This is a genomic window from Streptomyces sp. NPDC031265 (assembly GCF_055570295.1).
Window position 1 is genome coordinate 82,474 of record NZ_JBVIHM010000002.1, and the last position, 20,582, is coordinate 103,055.

Sequence of the window (20,582 nt, forward strand, 5' to 3'; positions counted from 1 at the left end):
CTTGTCAAGCAGCAATCCGCTGCGTGACGCCGCAGACCGACGGCTCCCGCGTATCGCGGGGCCGTCGGGCCTGGTGATCTTTGGCGTCACGGGCGATTTGTCCCGTAAAAAGCTGATGCCCGCTGTCTATGACCTCGCCAACCGGGGCCTGCTTCCGCCGGGCTTCTCCCTGATCGGCTTCGCCCGCCGCGAGTGGCAGGACGAGGACTTCGCGCAGGAGGTCCACGACGCCGTCAAGGCGCACGCGCGGACCCCCTTCCGCGAGGAGGTCTGGCAGCAGCTCATCCAGGGCATGCGCTTCGTCCAGGGCGACTTCGACGACGACGACGCCTTCGAGCAGCTGAAGTCGACGATCGCCGAGCTCGACAAGGCGCAGGGCACCGGCGGCAACTTCGCCTTCTACCTCTCGGTGCCGCCGAAGTTCTTCCCCCAGGTCGTCCAGCAGCTCAAGAAGCACGGGCTCGCCGACCAGAAGGACGGCTCCTGGCGCCGCGCGGTCATCGAGAAGCCCTTCGGCCACGACCTGATCTCCGCCCAGGAGCTCAACAAGGTCGTCCACGAGGTCTTCCCGGCGGACGAGGTCTTCCGGATCGACCACTACCTCGGCAAGGAGACCGTCCAGAACATCCTGGCGCTCCGCTTCGCCAACACCATGTTCGAGCCGCTCTGGAACCGGTCGTACGTCGACCACGTCCAGATCACCATGGCCGAGGACATCGGCATCGGCGGCCGGGCCGGCTACTACGACGGCATCGGCGCCGCCCGTGACGTCATCCAGAACCACCTCCTCCAGCTGCTCGCGCTGACCGCGATGGAGGAGCCCGCCTCCTTCGACGCGGACGCGCTGGCGGCGGAGAAGACCAAGGTCCTGGGCGCCGTGCGGCTGCCGAAGGACCTGGGCGCGGGCGCGGTGCGCGGCCAGTACGCGGCCGGGTGGCAGGGCGGCGAGAAGGCCGTCGGCTACCTCCAGGAAGACGGCATCGACCCCAAGTCGAAGACCGACACCTACGCCGCGGTCAAGCTGAAGATCGACAACCGCCGCTGGGCGGGCGTCCCGTTCTACCTGCGCACCGGCAAGCGCCTGGGCCGCCGGGTCACCGAGATCGCGGTGGTCTTCCAGCGCGCCCCGCACTCCCCCTTCGACCACACGGCGACGGAGGAGCTGGGGCAGAACGCGCTGGTCATCCGGGTCCAGCCGGACGAGGGCGTCACCGTCCGGTTCGGCTCCAAGGTGCCGGGCACCTCGATGGAGGTCCGGGACGTGTCGATGGACTTCGCCTACGGCGAGTCCTTCACCGAGTCCAGCCCCGAGGCGTACGAGCGGCTCATCCTCGACGTCCTGCTCGGCGACTCCAACCTCTTCCCGCGCTTGGAGGAGGTCGAGCTGTCCTGGAAGATCCTCGACCCGATCGAGCAGTACTGGGACGCCCACGGCAAGCCCGCGCAGTACGCGTCGGGCACCTGGGGCCCGGTCGAGGCGGACGAAATGCTCGCACGAGACGGACGGAGCTGGCGCCGGCCATGAAGATCGACCTTACGGACACCACGGCCAGCAAGATCAACAAGGCGCTCGTCCAGGGCCGCCGCGCCGTCGGCACACCAGCCGTCGGCATGGTCCTGACCCTGGTCATCGTCACCGACGAGGAGAACGCGTACGACGCGCTCCGCGCCGCGAGCGACGCCTCGCGCGAGCACCCCTCGCGCACCCTCGTGGTCATCAAGCGGGTCTCGCGCTCGCCGCGAGACCGCACCCAGTCGCGCCTGGACGCCGAGGTGCGGGTCGGCGCGGACGCGGGCACCGGTGAGACGGTCATCCTGCGGCTGTACGGCGAGGTGGTCAACCACGCCCAGTCGGTGGTGCTGCCGCTGCTGCTGCCGGACGCGCCGGTCGTCGTCTGGTGGCCGGTGAACTCGCCGATCGACCCGGCCAACGACCCGCTGGGCGCGCTCGCCCAGCGCCGGGTCACCGACACCTACTCGGCCGAGCAGCCCATCGAGGAGCTGACCGGCCGCGCCGAGACCTACACCCCGGGCGACACCGACCTGTCGTGGACCCGCATCACGCCCTGGCGCTCGATGCTGGCCGCGGCGCTCGACCAGGTGTCGTGCGAGGTGACCTCGGTCGAGGTGGAGGGCGAGGAGTTCAACCCGAGCTGCGAGCTGCTCGCCATGTGGCTCGCGGACCGGCTGGACGTGCCGGTGCGGCGCTCGCAGTCCTCGGGCCCGGGCCTGACCGCCGTACGGATGGAGACGGACTGCGGCCCGATCATCCTGGGCCGTTCCGACGGCTCGCTGGCCACGCTCTCGATCCAGGGCCAGCCGGACCGCGCGGTGGCGCTCAAGCGGCGCGAGACGGCCGAGCTGATCGCCGAGGAGCTGCGGCGCCTCGACCCGGACGACACCTACGCCTCCGCGCTGAAGTTCGGCGTGGACCGGCTCGCCGATCCGTCGAACGGAAAGGACGCGGCCCCGGCCGCGGCCTCAGGTCCCGCTCCCGCTTCCGCTTCCGCTTCCGGTGACTCCTCGGACGCCAAGCCCGCCGCGAAGAAGGCTCCGGCCAAGAAGACGGCGGCGAAGTGAGCACCCCTCAGCTCGTCGTCCACCGCGACAAGGAGCTGATGGCGCAGGCCGCGGCGGCCCGGCTGATCACGAAGATCGTGGACGCCCAGGCCGCCCGCGGCTCGGCGTCCGTGGTCCTCACCGGCGGCCGCAACGGCAACGGGCTGCTCGCGGCCCTCGCCTCCTCGCCGGCCCGGGACGCGATCGACTGGTCGCGGCTCGACCTGTGGTGGGGCGACGAGCGGTACCTGCCCGAGGGCGACCCGGAGCGCAATGTCACCCAGGCCCGGGCGGCGCTGCTCGACGCGGTGCCGGTCGACCCGAAGCGGGTGCACGCGATGCCCGCCTCGGACGGCCCGTACGGCAAGGACGTCGACGCCGCCGCGGCGGCCTACGCGGAGGAGCTGGCCGCCGCCTCCGGCCCGGAGGACCACGGCGACGTGCCGACGTTCGACGTGCTGATGCTGGGTGTCGGCCCCGACACCCATGTGGCGTCGCTCTTCCCGGAGCTGCCCGCGGTGCGCGAGACCGAGCGGACGGTGGTCGGGGTGCACGGCGCGCCCAAGCCGCCGCCGGTCCGGGTCTCGATGACGCTGCCGGCGATCCGGGCGGCCCGCGAGGTGTGGCTGCTCGCGGCGGGCGAGGACAAGGCGCAGGCCGCGGCCATCGCCCTGTCGGGCGCGGGCGAGGTGCAGGCTCCGGCCGCGGGTGCGTACGGCCGTGGCCGCACCCTGTGGCTGCTCGACTCGGCGGCCGCGTCCCGGCTGCCGCGCGCGCTGTATCCGCCTGCCTCACCCTGAGGCGAACGGGCCCGGTCCACCTCCTGGTGGGCCGGGCCCGCTGCTTTCGCCCCCGGGTGCGGCGCGAGCGTCAGAGGATGATCTGCTCGCCGCCGGAGGCCTCCAGACGGGCGACGGCGGTACGGACCGCCGCCACGAAGCCGTCGTAGACGGGGGTGGTGCTGGTCGCGCGGCCCGCGATGGTGTTCACGGTGAACATGGACTTGCGCAGCTCGGTCGTGATCTCCAGCTGGGCGCCCTTGCCGAGCAGCGTCCTGTTGCAGATGTTGGTCGGCTCGACGCCCGCCAGGTCCGGCTCGGTCGAGCCGTCGATGGTCTGGAAGCCCGCGGCGCGCAGCGCGTCGCGCAGATACGCCTTGAGGGTGGTGTTGAGACCGCCGACCACGACGGCCTCGGGGCGCGAGGTGGGCGCCCCAGCCTGGCTCGCGGTGCAGCCGTGCAGGCTCACCACGTTGAGGTTCGCGGCGGCGATGGACAGGGCCACCTTGTCGTCGCAGTTCTTCGACGTGACGTGCAGTTCGGCGTTGTTGCTGCTGCGGATCGCCTCGAACATCCAGTAGTCGTACGCCGGGCCGCCCTTGGGCGCGAGCGTGGCCGGGTCGTATCCGGCGATGCCGAGGCAGAGCTCGGAGGTGCCGCCCTCGATGCCACCGCCGTGCAGCGCGAGGATCGCGGTGCGCCCGTACGGAACGGCCGTCCTCTGGTCGCTGTCGACCTGCTCGTGCCGCTTGTAGCGTCTGGCGAAGTCGGTGCCCTCCTTGCCCGCGAGCTGGGTGTAGAGGTCGGTGTTGGACGAGTAGGTGTCGTTCGTCCCGGTGGCGTGCGCGGCACTCGCCCCGAGGCCGCCCATCAGCGGACCGGCGACAGTGGCGGTGGCCAGGGCGGTGAGAACCGTACGACGGCTGGTGGAAGTCATGCGCGTAATGATCCCAACGCTGTACGTGTGCCCGGCGCCGGGGTCGGTCTCCGGCCGGATCAGCGCGCGTCGGCCGACCCGCCGGGCCCCGGCTCCCGTATCAGGAAGGGCTCCAGGAGCCCCGGGACCGCTTGCGCCGCGAAGGCCAGGCCCTCGGCCTCGGCGGCGTCGCGCACCGGGTGCGCCCCGGCTCCGGCGGCCGTCGTGGCGGTCAGCGTGAGGGGCCCGGCGCGGCGCTGGAGGACGGACTGCTTCACCGTCCAGCCGATGACGCCCCCGCGCCGGAGGACCGCCGTGGCCCGGCGGACCGTGCCCGAACGGGCCACCGGATACACCCCGTCGACGCCGTGCCCCAGGTTCCGGTACGCGTCGAGGGCGGGGGCCACCGCGAGCGGCACCCCCGCCGCCGCGCACCCGGCCGCCACATAGGGCAGGACCGGGGGCAGGAGCGCCCCGAGCGGGGCCAGGACCGCCACCGGGACGAGGACGGCGAGCAGCGCCCACCGCAGCCGCCGGACCCGGGCCGCACGCGGATGCGCGACCAGCGCGGCGCCGGTCGGGACGGCCGATTCACGCAGCACCCGGGCGGCCACCTCGGCCGGTAGGTACCGCCAAGGGGGCAGCAGGGCGGTGGAGAGCGTCCCGAGGGCGGCGAGCGCCGCCGCCATCGTGAGCAGCCACGGCCGGGCGGGGGCGATGAGCACGCCGAGCACGGCCAGGACCACCACCGGCGCCGCGGTGAGCGCCAGCCACTGCGCGCGCCACCAGCCGACGACCGCCGGGTCCGGCTCGTTCTTCGGCGGTCTCAGCACCGCCCCCGCCCCCGCCCCCGCCATGGCCTCAACGGCCCCGCAGCGCCCGGTACTTGGCGACCAGGGCCTTGCTTGACTGGTCCAGGCCCGGCACGTCGGCCCCTTCGCTCAGCGCGGGCTCGACCCGCTTGGCGAGGACCTTGCCCAGCTCCACACCCCACTGGTCGAAGGAGTCGATGTTCCAGATCGCGCCCTGGACGAACACCTTGTGCTCGTACAGCGCGATGAGCTGGCCGAGGACGGACGGCGTCAGCTCGCGCGCCAGGACGGTGGTCGTGGGGTGGTTGCCGCGGAACGTCTTGTGCGGCACCAGCTCCTCGGCGACGCCCTCCGCCCGTACCTCTTCCGGCGTCTTGCCGAAGGCCAGGGCCTGCGTCTGGGCGAAGAAGTTGGCCATCAGCAGGTCGTGCTGGGCGACCAGACCGGGCTGGAGGCCGGCGACCGGCTCGGCGAAGCCGATGAAGTCGGCCGGGATGACCTTGGTGCCCTGGTGGATCAACTGGTAGTAGGCGTGCTGCCCGTTGGTGCCCGGGGTGCCCCAGACGACCGGGCCGGTCTGCCACTCGACCGCGTTGCCGTCGCGGTCCACGGACTTGCCGTTGGACTCCATGTCGAGCTGCTGGAGGTAGGCGGTGAACTTCGACAGATAGTGGCTGTAGGGCAGCACGGCGTGCGACTGGGCGTCGAAGAACGCCCCGTACCAGACGCCCAGCAGGCCGAGCAGGAGCGGCGCGTTGGCCTCGGCGGGCGCGGTGCGGAAGTGCTCGTCGACCAGGTGGAAGCCGTCCAGCATCTCGCGGAAGCGGTCCGGGCCGATGGCGATCATCAGCGAGAGGCCGATCGCCGAGTCGAACGAGTAGCGCCCGCCGACCCAGTCCCAGAACTCGAACATGTTGGCCGTGTCGATGCCGAAGTCCGCGACCTTCTCGGCGTTGGTGGAGAGCGCCACGAAGTGCTTGGCGACCGCGTCCTGACCCGCGTTCAGCCCGGTGAGGAGCCAGTCGCGCGCGGAGGTGGCGTTGGTGATGGTCTCGATGGTGGTGAAGGTCTTGGACGCGACGATGAACAGCGTCTCGGCCGCGTCCAGGTCTCGGACCGCCTCGTGGAGGTCGGCGCCGTCGACGTTGGAGACGAAACGGACCGTCAGACCCCGGTCGGTGAACGAGCGCAGCGCTTCGTACGCCATCGCCGGACCGAGGTCGGATCCGCCGATGCCGATGTTGACGATGTTCTTGATCCGCTTGCCGGTGTGCCCGGTCCACCCGCCCGACCGGACGCGCTCGGAGAAGGCGGCCATCTTGTCGAGCACCGCGTGCACGCCCGGCACCACGTTCTCGCCGTCGACCTCGACGACCGCGTCGCGCGGGGCGCGCAGCGCGGTGTGCAGCACCGCGCGGTCCTCGGTCGTGTTGATCTTCTCGCCGCGGAACATGGCGTCCCGCAGCCCGGCCACGTCGGCGGCCGCGGCCAGCTCGCGCAGCAGCCCCAGCGTCTCGTCGGTGACGAGGTGCTTCGAGTAGTCGAGATGCAGATCGCCGACCGTCAGGGTGTATCCGGTGCCGCGGCCGGGGTCGGTGGCGAACAGCTCGCGCAGATGGGTGTCCCCCAACTGCTCGCGGTGCTTGCCCAGTGCGGTCCACTCGGGCATCTGGTTGAGCCTGGTACGGCCTTCTGCGTTCATCTCGGACATCAGCCCACTTCCTCGTACTCGCGTACGTACCTGCCCCGCTGCCCTTCCAACCTAGTTGATCAGGACGTAAGGGCAGGAATCAGAGCGGCCACGGCGGCCAGGAACAATCCGGACGCCACCAGGGCGGGTGTGTTGAGCCCCCAGGAGGAGGCCACCGCGCCGCCCATGAGGGCGCCCAGCGGTGTCCCCGCCACGGCGAGCGTCCGGAAGGCCGCGCTCGTCCGTCCCAGCATGGCCTGCGGGGTGCGCTCCTGCATCAGGGTCACCTGGTTGACGTTCCACACCATTCCCATCACCGCGAACACGGCCATGGCCGCGATCGATACCCACAACTCCCGTATGGACCCCATCGCCGCCAGGCACACCGTCTGGACCGCGCCCGCGAGGAGCACGCTCCCCATCCGGCCCAGCCGGCGGGCCAGTCGGTGGGTGAGCAGACCGCCCGCCACACTGCCCGCCCCGTACGCCGTGATCGCCGCCGCGTAGCCGCCGTGGCCCGCGTGGAGCCAGCCGGTGATGTGCAGGACCAGGGTGGCGATGAGCGCGCCCATGCCGATGTTGCAGAGCGTCGTGGCCACGCAGAGCGCGCGCAGGCTCCGCTCGCCCCACAGCGCGCGCAGCCCCTCGGCCGTCTCGCTCCGCAGGGTGGAGCCGGGCTTGCGGGCGGGCCGCTCCGGAGCGGCCGTGCGCAGCGTGGCCACCAGCGCCGCCGCCAGTCCAAAACTCAAGGCGTCCGCCACGTACGGCACGCCCGTCCCCGCCGTCAGGAGCAGCGGCACCAGCGGCGCGGCGAGGAGGCCGCCGGCTATCTGCTGGCCGGTCATCAGGCGGGCGTTGGCCCGGCCGAGCGCGGACTGCGGCACCAGCGAGGGCAGCAGGGCGGTGGCCGCGTTGTCGAAGAGCGTCTGGAGCGAGGTGAGCGCGAAGGCGAGCGCGATGAGCAGGGCTATCGAGGCGTGCCCCAGGGCCACGGCCGCGGCGAAGGCGGCCATGAGCGCGCCGCGCACCAGGTCGACGGCCCACATCGCCCGGCGCTGGTCCACCCGGTCCGCGACGGCGCCGCCGAGCAGCCCGAAGAGCAGCCAGGGCAGGAAGCCGCACGCCGTGACCAGCGCGACCAGCATCGGATCGCTGGTCAGCGAGGCCGCGAGCAGCGGCAGCGCCGCGGTGCGCAGCGAGTCCCCGAACCGGGATACGACCGCGGCCGTCCACAGCCGCCCGAACCCCCCGCGCCACGCGGGCACCTCGGCCGCCGCATCGGCGGCGCTCTCCAGCGTTGCCACAACTCCCCCATGTGATCGACTGATTCACACGGTAGGGGGAGCCACTGACAATCCCCTTTGACCTGGGGTGATACCGAAGGGCCCGGCCGACGAACCGAGTTCGTCTGCCGGGCCCTTCGCTGTCAGATCTCGCCGCGAAGCTTGGCGAGCGCCTCCGCGAGGATCGCCTCGCCGTCCGCGTCGCTGCGCCGTTCCCGTACGTACGCGAGGTGGGTCTTGTACGGCTCCGTGCGCGGCGGGTCCGGCGGGTTGTCCCGGTCCTGACCGGCCGGGAATCCGCAGCGCGGGCAGTCCCACGTCTCCGGAACCTGTGCGTCACTGGCGAAGCTCGGCTGCGTCTCGTGCCCGTTCGAGCACCAGAAGGAGATGCGGAGACGCGGCGCGGACTCGCCGCGCTCGGCCTCACCCATCGGCCCCGCTCCGACCCGGCTTCCCCGGATCGCGTTGCCACTTGCCACGGTCGTAACTCCCTGCGTGATGGTGCTCGAAGATGCCCCAGTCTACGTAAGGCCCAACGCGCGTCCAGCGATTGTAGTTACACCCACCCCTGAACGCGGATACGACAGATCAGCTGTCCAGCTTCATCAGCAGACCAAGTACGACAATGCTCGCGAACCACAGCAGACCGACCACGACGGTGATCCGGTCCAGGTTGCGCTCGGCGACCGAGGAACCGCCGACGGACGACTGCATTCCGCCACCGAACATGTCGGAGAGGCCGCCGCCCTTTCCCTTGTGCATCAGCACCAGCAGCATCAGCAGCAGGCTGAAGACGATCAGGGCAATCGAGAACCCGACAATCACGGCTGGACCAACTTCCTAGGACTGATATGGCGACGGGGGCCGGGGGGACGTCTTCCTTATCCCGAGCCCGACCCCCGCAAGGGTACGACGGATCCGCGCTACCGCATACTCACTGGTCGCGGAAGCGGACGATCTTGACGAACTCCTCGGCGTCCAGCGCCGCGCCGCCCACCAGGGCCCCGTCGACATCCGGCTGCGCCATGATCGCGGCCACGTTCGAGGCCTTGACCGAGCCGCCGTACTGGATGCGGACCTTGTCGGCCAGCTCCTGCGAGTAGAGCTCCGCGAGGCGGCCGCGGATGGCTCCGCACACCTCCTGGGCGTCCTCGGGGGTGGCGACCTCGCCGGTGCCGATGGCCCACACCGGCTCGTACGCGATCACGATGGACTCGGCCTGCTCGGCCGGGACGTCCTTGAGGCCGCCGTCCAGCTGGGCCAGCGTGTACGGAACCTGCTGGCCGGCCTTGCGGATGTCCAGGCCCTCGCCGACGCAGAGGATCGGGGTCAGACCGTGCTTGAACGCGGCCTTCACCTTGGCGTTGCAGAGCTCGTCGCTCTCCTGGTGGTACTGACGGCGCTCGGAGTGGCCCACGGCCACATAGGTGCACTTCAGCTTGGAGAGCATCAGGCCCGAGATCTCGCCGGTGTAGGCACCGGAGTCCTGCGCCGAGAGGTCCTGGGCGCCGTACTTGATCTTGAGCTTGTCGCCGTCGACCAGGGTCTGCACCGACCGCAGGTCCACGAAGGGCGGCAGGACCGCGACCTCGACTGCGTCGTAGTCCTTGTCGGCCAGGGCGAAGGCGAGCTTCTGGACGTGCGCGATGGCCTCAAGGTGGTTGAGGTTCATCTTCCAGTTGCCGGCCATCAGCGGGATACGCGTGGTCACGGTGTTCAGTCCTCCAGTGCGGCAAGGCCGGGAAGCGTCTTGCCCTCAAGGTATTCGAGGCTCGCGCCGCCGCCGGTCGAGATGTGACCGAAGGCGTTCTCGTCGAAGCCGAGCGTGCGCACGGCCGCGGCGGAGTCGCCGCCGCCGACGACGGTGAAGCCGTCGCAGTTCAGGAGCGCCCGGGCGACGGCCTGGGTGCCGCCGGCGTAGTCGGGGTGCTCGAAGACACCGACCGGACCGTTCCAGAACACGGTCTCGGCGTCGGCGATCTTCGACGCGTACAGCTCACGGGTCCTGGGACCGATGTCCAGACCCTCCTTGTCGGCGGGGATCTTGTCCGCGTCGACGGTGATGAAGTCGGCCGGGGCCTTGGTCTTCAGGTCCGGGAAGTCGCCCGAGGCCAGGATGTCGAGCGGCAGGACCAGCTCGACGCCGTTCGCCTCGGCACGCTCCATGTACTCCGTGACGACCGGGATCTGGTCCTCCTGGAGCAGCGAGATGCCGACCTCGTAGCCCTTGGCCTTGAGGAAGGTGTACGCCATGCCGCCGCCGATGAGGATGCGGTCGGCCTTGCCGAGCAGCTGGTCGATGACGGCGAGCTTGTCGGAGACCTTGGCGCCGCCGAGCACCACCACGTACGGGCGCTTGACGTCGGCGGTGAGCTTCTTCAGGACGCCGACCTCGGTGGCGATGAGGAAGCCGGCCGCGTGCGGCAGCCGCGCGGGCAGGTCGAAGACCGAGGCGTGCTTGCGGTGCACCGCGCCGAAGCCGTCGCCCACGTAGACGTCGGCGAGCTCGGCGAGCTCGTCCGCGAAGGCGCCGCGCTCGGCGTCGTCCTTGCTCGTCTCACCGGCGTTGAAGCGCAGGTTCTCCAGGACGGCGACCTGGCCGTCGGCCAGCGCCGCGACGGTCTCCTTGGCGGAGGCGCCCACGGTGTCGGTGGCGAACGCGACGTCCGCGCCCAGCAGTTCACCGAGCCGCGCGGCCGCCGGGGCGAGCGAGAAGTCCGGGTCCGGGGCGCCCTTGGGGCGGCCCAGGTGCGAGGCGACGACCACGCGCGCGCCGGCCTCGGCGAGCTTGGCGATCGTCGGCTGGACGGCGCGGATGCGGCCGTCATCGGTGATGGCGGTGCCGTCGAGCGGCACATTGAGGTCGGCGCGGACGAATACCCGCTTGCCGGAGACGCCCTCGGCGAGAAGTTCGTCGATCGTCTTCATGTGTTTCTGCGACTCCTTGGAGAAGGACGAGGCAAGCGACAGGGCTCGTGCGGCGCATCGTTGCGCTGCCCGAGCCCTGTGCTCACATCGAGATGCCTGCCCTGAGACTTATCAGACTTAGAGCTGGCCGCCGACGAAGACGGTGAGGTCGACGAGGCGGTTCGAGTAGCCCCACTCATTGTCGTACCAGCCGAGGATCTTCACCGACTTGCCCTCCTGGACCATGGTCAGGGAGGAGTCGAAGGTGCAGGAGGCCGGGTCGCCGACGATGTCGGAGGACACGATCGGGTCCTCGGTGTACGCCACGATGCCCTGCAGCTCGCCCTCGGCGGCCTTCTTGAACGCGGCGTTGACCTCGTCCTTGGTCACCTCGCGCTCCAGCTCCACGACCAGGTCGGTGGCCGAGCCCGTCGGGACCGGGACGCGCATCGCGATGCCGTCGAGCTTGCCCTTGAGCTTGGGGAGCACCAGCGCGGTGGCCTTGGCGGCACCGGTGGTGGTGGGGATGATGTTCTCGGCGGCGGCGCGGGCGCGGCGCAGGTCCGAGTGCGGGAAGTCCAGGATCCGCTGGTCGTTCGTGTACGCGTGGACCGTCGTCATCAGGCCCTTGACGATGCCGAAGTTCTCGTCCAAGACCTTGGCCATCGGCGCCACACAGTTGGTGGTGCAGGAGGCGTTGGAGATGACGTGGTGGTTGGCCGCGTCGTACTTGTCCTGGTTGACGCCCATCACGATGGTGATGTCCTCGTCCTTGGCCGGAGCCGAGATGAGGACCTTCTTGGCGCCACCGGCGATGTGCTTCTCGGCGTCGGCCTTCTTGGTGAAGATGCCGGTCGACTCGATGACGATGTCGACGCCCAGCTGACCCCAGGGGATGTCGGCCGGGTTGCGCTCGGAGAGCACCTTGATGGTGTGGCCGTCGACGCTGATGGTGTCGGCGGTGTGCGTGACCTCGGCCTTGAGACGGCCCAGAATCGTGTCGTACTTCAGCAGGTGAGCAGTGGTCGCGGTGTCACCCAGGTCGTTGACAGCCACGATCTCGATGTCAGCACCCTGCTCCAGCAGCGCGCGGAAGTAGTTGCGCCCGATGCGGCCAAAGCCGTTGATGCCTACGCGGATCGTCACGAACCGATCTCCTCGTTAGGTACGCCGGTTTTCGACGCCGGCGAGTTGTATGGGATGTCCCCGACCGCTTATGACCCTACCTCTCCCGGAGCCGTGGAGTGACATCGAGCGCACCCCATGAGCGGCCACAACGGCCCGGACATGGCCGACGGCCCATACCTACCAACGGGTAAGGGCCGCCGGGGGGACTTCCGTCCCGACTACGGAGCGTGACGCCCGGGGTAGGGGGCGTCCCGGTGCTCAGCACTGGGGCGCCCGGACCGGATCAGTCCCTCAGCGCGCGGAGCGCCTTGCCGATCACGTTCTTGCGGTCGGCCGCCGACGGCACGTGCTCAAGGCCGTAGCCGAGCAGCACGGTGTCGTGGGTGGTGACGGCCGCCTGGGAGTGGAAGAGCGCCTGGGAGCGGGCCCAGTCGCCGGCGTTGCCGGGGCTGCCGGCCGGCGGTCCCGGCACGCTCCACGGGCCGAGCGCCGTCTCGAAGCCCTCGGCGCCCTGTGCGGTGCCGCCGATGACCAGCTTGGTGTCGTCGACGAAGGCGCCCACCCCACCGGTGCCGGGGTCCGACACATAGGAGAGGGAGAGCTCGACCTGCTTGCCCGCGTAGGCGCTGAGGTCGACAGAGACCGGCTGCCAGCCGTTGGAGGAGCCGGTGAACCGGTTCCACGCGCCCGAGGTGCCGGTCGCCGTGCAGGCGCCGGAGCCGACGGTGAGGTAGTGCGCCAGGAACGGGTGGCCCTGGACGTAGTAGCCCTGCTCGCACTGGGCGGGCACCGCGGCGCTGGTGCCGCCGTTGGCGTCCGGCAGGGTCGTCCAGTCCTCCTGCCCGACCGTGTGCGCCTCGACGATCACGTTGTCGAAGCCGGGCTCGGTGTCATAGCTGAGCTGGAACTGCAGGCTCGGCTTGGCGGCCGCCGCCGTGCCGCTCAGGTCGACGGTCCTGGACAGCCGCATATAGGCGCTGTCCTGGTGCTTGGCCGCCGCGAACCAGTCGCCGGCGGCAGGCTCGAACGGGGTGCGGATCCCCGGGTAGCTGCCCGCGGCCGCGCTCTTGAACTGCGGGAACTGGTCGGGCTTGAGCGTGTCCGAGGTGATCGTGTACGCCCCGGCCAGGTCCAGCGGGTTGTCGCCCGCGTCGCCGAGTGCCGCCTTGGCGCCCGCCAGGTTCCCGGCGCCCTCGAAGGCCGGCGGGGACTTCAGGCCGACGCGGTTGTAGGCGCCGAGGTAGTACTGGGCGAAGTCGTCGGAGTCGGCGCCGCCGAGGTCGACGGTGCCGCCCGCCTTCTCACCGGCGTTGACGAGCCGGCCGCCCTCGTTGAGGTAGTCGCGCACGGCCACGGTGACCGCGGCGGTGGGCCGCTCGGCACCCGTGTACCAGACGGCCGTCCTGAAGTGGCTGAGCACGCCGAGCGCGCTCGGGGTGCCCTGGGTGGCCACGTCCCAGACCGCGGACTTGCGGCCGTTGTCGGCGAGCGCCTTGGTGTACGCGCCGACGTGCTGGGCGGGCGCGGTGCCGCCCTCCTCCGCGATCACCAGGGTGTCGCCCTTGGGCCGGGCGGCCACGGTGTAGGTGAACGGCGTGCTGGAGGTGCGCTTGCCGGCCCGGGTGCGCCCGGTGAACCAGACCTCCACCTTGGAGCCGGTCTCCGCGCCCTCGACGGTGGCGCGGTACTGGTCGAAGTGGATGTTGTCCTCGCCGCCGTAGACGTCGCCGCCCTTCCAGGCCTTGAGGTCCTCGGTGTGCGTACGGCCGCCGTCGATGCGGTAGTTGAGGGTCTTGTCGCGCACCGACTTGCGTACGGTGACGGCGACTTCCTGGTCCTCGCCTCGGGCGTACGAGGTGGTGAAGGCGTCCGGGGTGAAGTCGGGGGCCTCGATGCCGACCGGGGAGACCGGCTGGTCGGCCTGGCGCGCGGTGTCGGCGACGGCCAGCGCGAACGGGATGTTCTTGGCGAACTCCTGCTGGATCAGCTTCTCGTCGTCCGGGAAGTTGAAGACCGACTGGCAGTCACCGGGCTTCCACTGGTCGCCCGGGTCGATCCGGGAAGCGGTCTGGCAGGTCGACATCTCCGGGGTGAACATGTGGATCCCGTTGACGTTCCCCGCGTGGCCGTCGGCCTCGCCGTTGGTCGTGTACAGCTCGGAGGAGAGCTGGGAGTGGTAACCGGGGATCGCGGGCTTCTCGGGCGTGCCGGCCAGCGACTTGTAGAGGACGTCGTCCGGGGTCGGGGTGGCGACCTGCCAGCCCACGCCGTACAGCAGCAGCTCCGCCGCGGAGTGGTAGTTGATGGCGTAGCCGAAGCCGACCCGCTTCTCGAAGGCGTCCAGCGCGCGGGTCTCCGGCTCGGAGCCGGCGGAGGGGCCGCGGTAGGTCTCGTCGGCGGGGTCCGGGGACGAGCCCTCGTTGTCGTAGCCCCACTTGTACGGGAAGTTGCGGTTGGGGTCGACGCCGTCGCCGGGGGCGGTCTTCCCGTCGCCGTTGTTGTCGCGCAGGTTCTTGCGCCACAGGCGCTGCTGGGTGCCGGTGAAGGTGTAGTCGTACCCGTCGGGGTTGGCGGAGAGCACGAACCACAGCTCGGTGGAGTCCACGAGCTTGGTGATCCGCGGGTCCTTGCCGTAGTTGTCGAGGTAGTAGTGCATCAGCCGCCGGGTCATCTCCGGGGTGATCCACTCACGGGCGTGCTGGTTCGACATGTAGAGCACGGAGGGCTTGGAGCCGTCGCGGCTCTTGGCCGCGCCCTTGGTGAGCTTGAGGGCGAGGATGTCCTGGCCCTTGACGGTCTTGCCGATCGACTCGACCTTGGTGAGGGCCGGGTGGGCGAGCTGGGTGTCGACGATTTCCTTCTGCAGCCCGTTGTCCCCGCTGTAGGGGCGGAAGACGCCGTCCCCCTGGGCCTTGAGTCGCTGCTCGGTCGCCGTCGAGAGCATGTGCTCGGTGAGGTCGACGCCCTGCTTCCTCAGCGTGCCGGCCTGCTTCTCGGTGAGGTAGAGCTCGACCTTGGCGGTCCCCCGGTCGGGTACCTGCGCTGTCAGTTCCTGACCGTCCGCGCCCTGCTGGAGCAGCAGTGGCAGCTGCGCCTTGGTGACGTTGGCGTACCAGACGGAGAGTCCTTCGCCTCCGCCGCCGCCCGGGCTGGCGTGAGCGGCTGGTACCGCCGCCAGGCCGGCCGTGAGCAGTGAAGCCGCGGCGAGGATCGCTCTCGCTCTGCGTCTCATTGGCCCCCCTTGCTGTTGTGTGCCACGAAAGTGGACAGACGCCAGGCTCATGACACTTCATGACCATGTCAATACCGTGGAAGGGTGGTGAAACCGGAACCGGCACCCACCAAGTGGGCGCCGGTCACGACAAGTTGAACCATAGAGCTGACAGCGGTACGAGAAGGGCACCGGCGCGAAGCGGAGGGAGCGGTCCCCCGATCAGCCGACCAGGCCGTCCGCCATATCCTCGGTCAGATTGGACTCGGTGCCGGGGATGCCCAGGTCCTGGGCCCGCTTGTCCGCCATCGCGAGCAGCCGGCGGATCCGGCCCGCCACCGCGTCCTTGGTCAGCGGCGGGTCGGCGAGCGCGCCCAGCTCCTCCAGGGAGGCCTGCTTGTGCTCCATGCGCAGCCGCCCGGCGGCCGCCAGGTGCTCGGGCACCTCGTCGGCGAGGATCTCCAGGGCGCGCTGGACGCGGGCCCCGGCGGCGACGGCGGCCCGCGCCGAGCGGCGCAGATTGGCGTCGTCGAAGTTGGCCAGGCGGTTGGCCGTGGCGCGCACCTCGCGGCGCATCCGCCGCTCCTCCCAGGCCAGCACCGAATCGTGCGCGCCGAGCCGGGTGAGCAGGGCACCGATCGCGTCCCCGTCCCGCACGACCACCCGGTCCACGCCCCTCACCTCACGGGCCTTGGCCGGGATCTGCAGCCTGCGGGCCGCGCCGACCAGCGCGAGCGCCGCCTCCGGACCCGGGCAGGTCACCTCCAGCGAGGAGGAGCGGCCCGGCTCGGTGAGCGAGCCGTGGGCGAGGAAGGCCCCGCGCCAGGCCGCCTCGGCGTCACAGGTGGCCCCCGAGACCACCTGGGGCGGGAGGCCCCGGATGGGGCGGCCCCGGCCGTCCACGAGGCCGGTCTGGCGCGCCAGCTGGTCGCCGCCCGCCACCACCCGTACGACGAAGCGCGAACCGCGGCGCAGCCCGCCCGGAGCCATCACGATCAGCTCGGAGCTGTGGCCGAAGATCTCCAGGATGTCCCGCTTGAGCCGGCGCGCCGCCATCGCGGTGTCCAGCTCCGCCTCGATCACGATGCGGCCGCTGACCAGGTGGAGGCCGCCCGCGAACCGCAGGATCGACGAGACCTCCGCCTTTCTGCAGCAGGTCCGGGTGACGGGGAGCCGGGAGATCTCATCCTTCACCGCTGCCGTCATCGCCATGGGCCGATCCTTCCATGCATCCGAAAAATACGGTCGTACGCGGCGGCCAACAGCTCCCGGTCGTGCTTCGGGGACCCGTCGGGCGCGGCGACCGCCGCCAGCTCGACCACGGCACCGAGCTGCTTGGCGGCGTCGGCGAGGGACTCGCGGTCGGGCACGGCGGCCTCGTCGGCCAGCACCACGTCCAGGGCGAGTTTAGGGGCGTGTCGTCCCAAAACCTCCAAATGACGCTGCGGAGAGAAGCCATCGGTTTCGCCGGGCTGGGGCGCCAGGTTCAACGAGAGCACCTTGCGGGCCTTGGTGACCGTGAGCGCGTCGAGCAGCTCGGGCACCAGCAGGTGCGGGATGACCGAGGAGAACCAGGACCCCGGGCCGAGCACCACCCAGTCGGCGTCCAGGACGGCCTCCACCGCCTCCGGGACCGCCGGCGGGTCGTGCGGGACCAGGTTGACGGACTGCACCTCGCCCGGGGTGAGCGCCACCGTGGCCTGGCCGCGGACCGTGTCCACGTCGGTGGGGCGGGCCGGGTCGTGGCCCTTGACCAGCGCCTCCAGCTCCAGCGGGACGGCGGACATCGGCAGCACCCTGCCGTGCGCCCCGAGGAGCCTGCCGACCAGGTCGAGCGCCTGGACGTGGTCGCCCAGCTGCTCCCACAGGGCCACGATCAGCAGATTGCCGACCGCGTGCTCGTGCAGCTCGCCCTGGGACTGGAAGCGGTGCTGGATGACCCGGGCCCAGGTCTGGCCCCAGTCGTCGTCGCCGCAGAGCGCCGCCAGCGCCTTGCGCAGATCGCCCGGCGGCAGTACGCCCAGCTCCTCCCGGAGCCGGCCGCTGGAACCGCCGTCGTCGGCCACGGTGACGACGGCCGTCAGGTCGCCGGTGATCCGGCGCAGCGCCGCGAGCGACGCAGAAAGACCCATTCCGCCGCCGAGGGCGACGACCTTGGGCTGGGCACCACGCTTGCGGCCGGTGCGCAGCACCGGTCCGCTCGTGCGCCGTCGGTACACCTTCACTCGCGCCCCATGTCCCGGTGTACGACGACGGTCTCGATCCCCTCGGAGGCGAGGCGGGCGGCCAGCTTCTCGGACATCGCGACGGAGCGGTGCTTGCCGCCGGTGCAGCCCACGGCGACCGTCACGTACCGCTTGCCCTCGCGGCGGTAGCCGGTCGCGATCAGCTGGAGCAGCTCGCTGTACTGGTTGAGGAACTCCTTGGCGCCCGGCTGGTTGAAGACGTAGCCCGACACCTCCTCGTTCAGACCCGTGAACGGGCGCAGCTCCGGCACCCAGTGCGGGTTCGGCAGGAAGCGGCAGTCCACCACCAGGTCGGCGTCGACCGGCAGGCCGTACTTGTAGCCGAACGACATCACCGTGGCGCGCAGCTCCGGCTCCTCGTCCCCGGCGAACTGGGCGTCCATCTTGGCGCGCAGCTCGTGGACGTTGAGGCTGGAGGTGTCGATCACCAGGTCGGCATCGCCGCGCAGCTCGCGCAGCAGATCGCGCTCGGCGGCGATGCCGTCGACGATCCGGCCGTCGCCCTGGAGCGGGTGCGGGCGGCGGACCGACTCGAAGCGGCGCACCAGCGCGTCGTCGGACGACTCCAGGAAGACGATCCGCCGGGTGACCTGCTTGGAGTCCAGGTCGGCCAGCGACTCACGGAGGTTGTCGAAGAAACGGCGGCCGCGCACGTCGACGACGACGGCGATGCGGGCCACATTGCCCTGGGACCGGGCGCCGAGCTCCACCATGGTGGGGATCAGCGCGGGAGGCAGGTTGTCGACGACGAACCAGCCGAGGTCCTCCAGGCACTTGGCGGCGGTGCTGCGTCCGGCGCCTGACATCCCGGAGATGATCACCAGCTCGGGGATGGCCGCCTCTGCGGCGGCGTCGTTCGTCGTGCCCGTACTCACGTGTTCGGCTCCAGCTTCTGCTTCTGTTCGGTCGTGCTCAGTCATTTCGCGGTTCCCCCGTCGTCTTCAATGATCTCTCCTGTCGCCGTGTTCACGGCGGGTGCGGCCGGGGCTGTCCGCGCCAGGGCCGCCGCCACGGTCTCGGCCGTCTTGCGGCCTATCCCGGGAACTTCGCAGATCTCCTCGATTGTCGCCGACCGGAGCCGCTTCACCGAGCCGAAATGCTTGACCAGAGCCTGTTTGCGGGACTCGCCCAGGCCCGGCACCTCGTCCAGGGGGCTCGCCTTGAACCTCTTCGTCCGCTTGACCCGCTGATAGGTGATGGCGAACCGGTGAGCCTCGTCACGCACGCGCTGAAGCAGATACAGCCCCTCGCTGGAGCGGGGCAGGACGACCGGGTCGTCGTCGTCCGGCAGCCAGACCTCCTCCAGTCGCTTGGCGAGACCGCAGACCGCCACGTCATCTATCCCGAGCTCGTCCAGGGCCCGCTTGGCGGCCGCCACCTGCGGCTGCCCGCCGTCGACCACCACGAGCTGCGGCGGGTAGGCGAACCGCTTGGGCCGCCCGTCCTCGGTGCGGGGGCCTGCCTCCACGGAGGCCTCGCCGGGCGCCGGGACCTCGCCGGAGGGGGCCGGGCCCTCCTCGGCGCCCTCGCCCTCCTCGCCGTCCGCCCACTCCCCCAGCCGGGCGCTCTCGGCCAGATAGCGCTTGAAGCGGCGGGTGATCACCTCGTGCATGGACCGGACGTCGTCCTGGCCCTCGAAGCCCTTGATCTGGAAGCGCCGGTACTCGCTCTTCCTGGCCAGGCCGTCCTCGAAGACGACCATGGACGCCACCACGTCCTCGCCCTGGAGGTGCGAGATGTCGAAGCACTCGATCCGCAGCGGGGCGCTGTCCAGCTCAAGGGCCTGAGCGATCTCCTCCAGGGCCCGGGAGCGGGTGGTCAGGTCGGAGGCGCGTTTGGTCTTGTGCAGCGCGAGCGCCTGCTGCGCGTTGCGCGCGACCGTCGCCATCAGGTCCTTCTTGTCGCCGCGCTGCGGGATCCGCAGCGACACCTGCGACCCACGCCGCCCGGCCAGCCAGGCGCCGACCGACTCGGTGTCCTCGGGCAGCGCCGGGACCAGCACCTCCTTCGGTACGGAGTCGCCGGTCTCCTCCCCGTACAGCTGCTGGAGGGCGTGCTCGACCAGGCCCGCCGTGTCGACGGCCTCGACCTTGTCGGTGACCCAGCCGCGCTGGCCCCGCACACGCCCGCCGCGGACGTGGAAGATCTGGACGGCCGCCTCCAGCTCGTCCTCGGCGACCGCGATCAGGTCCGCGTCGGTGGCGTCGGTGAAGACCACCGCGTTCTTCTCCAGGGCCCGGCGCAGTGCCCCTATGTCGTCGCGCAGCCGCGCGGCCCGCTCGTACTCCATCTCCTCGGCCGCCGCCGTCATCTCCTTCTCCAGGCGGCGGATGTACGTGCCGGTGCGCCCGGCCATGAAGTCGCAGAAGTCGTCGGCCAGTCCGCGGTGCTCCTCGGGCGTCACCCGGCCGACGCAGGGGGCCGCGCACTTGCCGATGTAGCCGAGCAGACAGGGCCGGCCGATCTGGGCGGAGCGCTTGAACACCCCGGCGGAGCACGTCCGTACGGGAAAGACGCGGAGCATCAGGTCCACGGTCTCGCGGATCGCCCACGCGTGTCCGTACGGACCGAAGTAGCGCACGCCCTTCTTCTTGGCGCCGCGCATCACCTGGACCCTCGGGAACTCCTCGTTGAGGGTGACCGCCAGGTACGGATAGCTCTTGTCGTCGCGGTACTTGACGTTGAAGCGGGGGTCGAACTCCTTGATCCACGAATATTCGAGCTGGAGCGCCTCGACCTCGGTGGAGACGACCGTCCACTCCACGGACGCGGCCGTGGTGACCATCGTCGCCGTGCGCGGGTGCAGGCTCGTGAGCGGCTGGAAGTAGTTCGCGAGCCGCTGGCGCAGGGACTTGGCCTTGCCGACGTAGATCACCCGGCGGTGTTCGTCCCGGAACTTGTAGACCCCCGGCGAGTCGGGGATCTGTCCCGGCTTGGGGCGGTAGGTGGAGGGGTCTGCCATGTCCACCACCCTACTGGCGGGGACCGACAACGCGGTTTCACGGGGCGCGGGGAACCGCGCGACCGGCCACGCACGATCCGCGGCCGGTC

General features: G+C 70.8%; 16 protein-coding genes and 1 pseudogene. 3 read left to right on the plus strand and 14 right to left on the minus strand.

Going from position 1 to position 20,582, the window contains the following annotated elements; translation table 11 throughout:
* Position 1 precedes the first annotated feature (1 nt).
* The 3 genes from zwf to pgl are packed head-to-tail and all read left to right on the plus strand — an operon-like array spanning position 2 to position 3,359.
* Positions 2-1,525, plus strand: a complete 1,524-nt coding sequence (zwf, locus tag ACZ499_RS04575) for a glucose-6-phosphate dehydrogenase (RefSeq protein WP_468672251.1) — start codon at positions 2-4, stop codon at positions 1,523-1,525.
* Complete coding sequence (gene opcA, locus ACZ499_RS04580; protein ID WP_468672253.1) at positions 1,522-2,580, plus strand: glucose-6-phosphate dehydrogenase assembly protein OpcA; 1,059 nt, start codon at positions 1,522-1,524, stop codon at positions 2,578-2,580. Before zwf ends, opcA begins: the two co-directional genes overlap by 4 nt.
* Positions 2,577-3,359, plus strand: coding sequence for a 6-phosphogluconolactonase (gene pgl, locus ACZ499_RS04585; RefSeq protein ID WP_468405109.1), 783 nt, complete (start codon positions 2,577-2,579; stop codon positions 3,357-3,359). Before opcA ends, pgl begins: the two co-directional genes overlap by 4 nt.
* Before the next feature lie 70 nt (positions 3,360-3,429).
* On the opposite strand, the gene ACZ499_RS04590 is transcribed toward pgl, so the two are convergent.
* The 14 genes and pseudogenes from ACZ499_RS04590 to uvrC all read right to left on the minus strand — a co-directional run bounded on the left by ACZ499_RS04590 (position 3,430) and on the right by uvrC (position 20,493).
* Positions 3,430-4,275 carry a poly-gamma-glutamate hydrolase family protein gene (locus tag ACZ499_RS04590; protein ID WP_468672257.1) on the minus strand — a complete coding sequence of 282 codons (846 nt, stop codon included), beginning with the start codon at positions 4,273-4,275 and terminating at the stop codon, positions 3,430-3,432.
* Positions 4,276-4,334: 59 nt separating this feature from the next.
* A pseudogene (locus tag ACZ499_RS04595) lies at positions 4,335-4,868 on the minus strand (PH domain-containing protein); the annotation flags it as partial.
* Positions 4,869-5,115: 247 nt separating this feature from the next.
* A complete protein-coding gene (gene pgi / locus ACZ499_RS04600) occupies positions 5,116-6,768 on the minus strand; it encodes a glucose-6-phosphate isomerase (protein ID WP_468672842.1) in 1,653 nt (550 codons plus the stop codon).
* 68 nt (positions 6,769-6,836) lie between these two features.
* On the minus strand, positions 6,837-8,060 hold the full coding sequence (locus ACZ499_RS04605; protein WP_468672258.1) for an MFS transporter: 1,224 nt from the start codon (positions 8,058-8,060) through the stop codon (positions 6,837-6,839).
* 122 nt (positions 8,061-8,182) lie between these two features.
* Positions 8,183-8,518, minus strand: coding sequence for an RNA polymerase-binding protein RbpA (locus ACZ499_RS04610; RefSeq protein ID WP_003976875.1), 336 nt, complete (start codon positions 8,516-8,518; stop codon positions 8,183-8,185).
* 109 nt (positions 8,519-8,627) lie between these two features.
* Positions 8,628-8,864 carry a preprotein translocase subunit SecG gene (gene secG / locus ACZ499_RS04615; RefSeq protein WP_266978384.1) on the minus strand — a complete coding sequence of 79 codons (237 nt, stop codon included), beginning with the start codon at positions 8,862-8,864 and terminating at the stop codon, positions 8,628-8,630.
* 109 nt (positions 8,865-8,973) lie between these two features.
* Positions 8,974-9,750: a triose-phosphate isomerase gene (tpiA, locus tag ACZ499_RS04620; protein WP_468672260.1), complete on the minus strand. Its 777-nt coding sequence runs from the start codon at positions 9,748-9,750 to the stop codon at positions 8,974-8,976.
* A gap of 5 nt (positions 9,751-9,755) precedes the next feature.
* A complete protein-coding gene (locus ACZ499_RS04625; RefSeq protein ID WP_468672262.1) occupies positions 9,756-10,967 on the minus strand; it encodes a phosphoglycerate kinase in 1,212 nt (403 codons plus the stop codon).
* Positions 10,968-11,084: 117 nt separating this feature from the next.
* Positions 11,085-12,092, minus strand: coding sequence for a type I glyceraldehyde-3-phosphate dehydrogenase (gene gap, locus ACZ499_RS04630; RefSeq protein ID WP_385536952.1), 1,008 nt, complete (start codon positions 12,090-12,092; stop codon positions 11,085-11,087).
* 265 nt (positions 12,093-12,357) lie between these two features.
* Positions 12,358-15,306 carry a M14 family metallopeptidase gene (locus tag ACZ499_RS04635; protein WP_468672264.1) on the minus strand — a complete coding sequence of 983 codons (2,949 nt, stop codon included), beginning with the start codon at positions 15,304-15,306 and terminating at the stop codon, positions 12,358-12,360.
* Between the two features lie 201 nt (positions 15,307-15,507).
* A complete protein-coding gene (whiA, locus tag ACZ499_RS04640) occupies positions 15,508-16,497 on the minus strand; it encodes a DNA-binding protein WhiA (RefSeq protein WP_468405120.1) in 990 nt (329 codons plus the stop codon).
* Positions 16,488-17,510 carry a gluconeogenesis factor YvcK family protein gene (locus ACZ499_RS04645; protein WP_468672269.1) on the minus strand — a complete coding sequence of 341 codons (1,023 nt, stop codon included), beginning with the start codon at positions 17,508-17,510 and terminating at the stop codon, positions 16,488-16,490. Before ACZ499_RS04645 ends, whiA begins: the two co-directional genes overlap by 10 nt.
* Positions 17,507-18,451 (minus strand): RNase adapter RapZ, encoded by a 945-nt coding sequence (gene rapZ / locus ACZ499_RS04650; protein WP_371652042.1) that lies wholly within the window; start codon positions 18,449-18,451, stop codon positions 17,507-17,509. The genes ACZ499_RS04645 and rapZ overlap by 4 nt, the downstream gene beginning before the upstream one ends.
* A complete protein-coding gene (uvrC, locus tag ACZ499_RS04655) occupies positions 18,448-20,493 on the minus strand; it encodes an excinuclease ABC subunit UvrC (RefSeq protein WP_468672271.1) in 2,046 nt (681 codons plus the stop codon). The genes rapZ and uvrC overlap by 4 nt, the downstream gene beginning before the upstream one ends.
* Positions 20,494-20,582 lie beyond the last annotated feature (89 nt).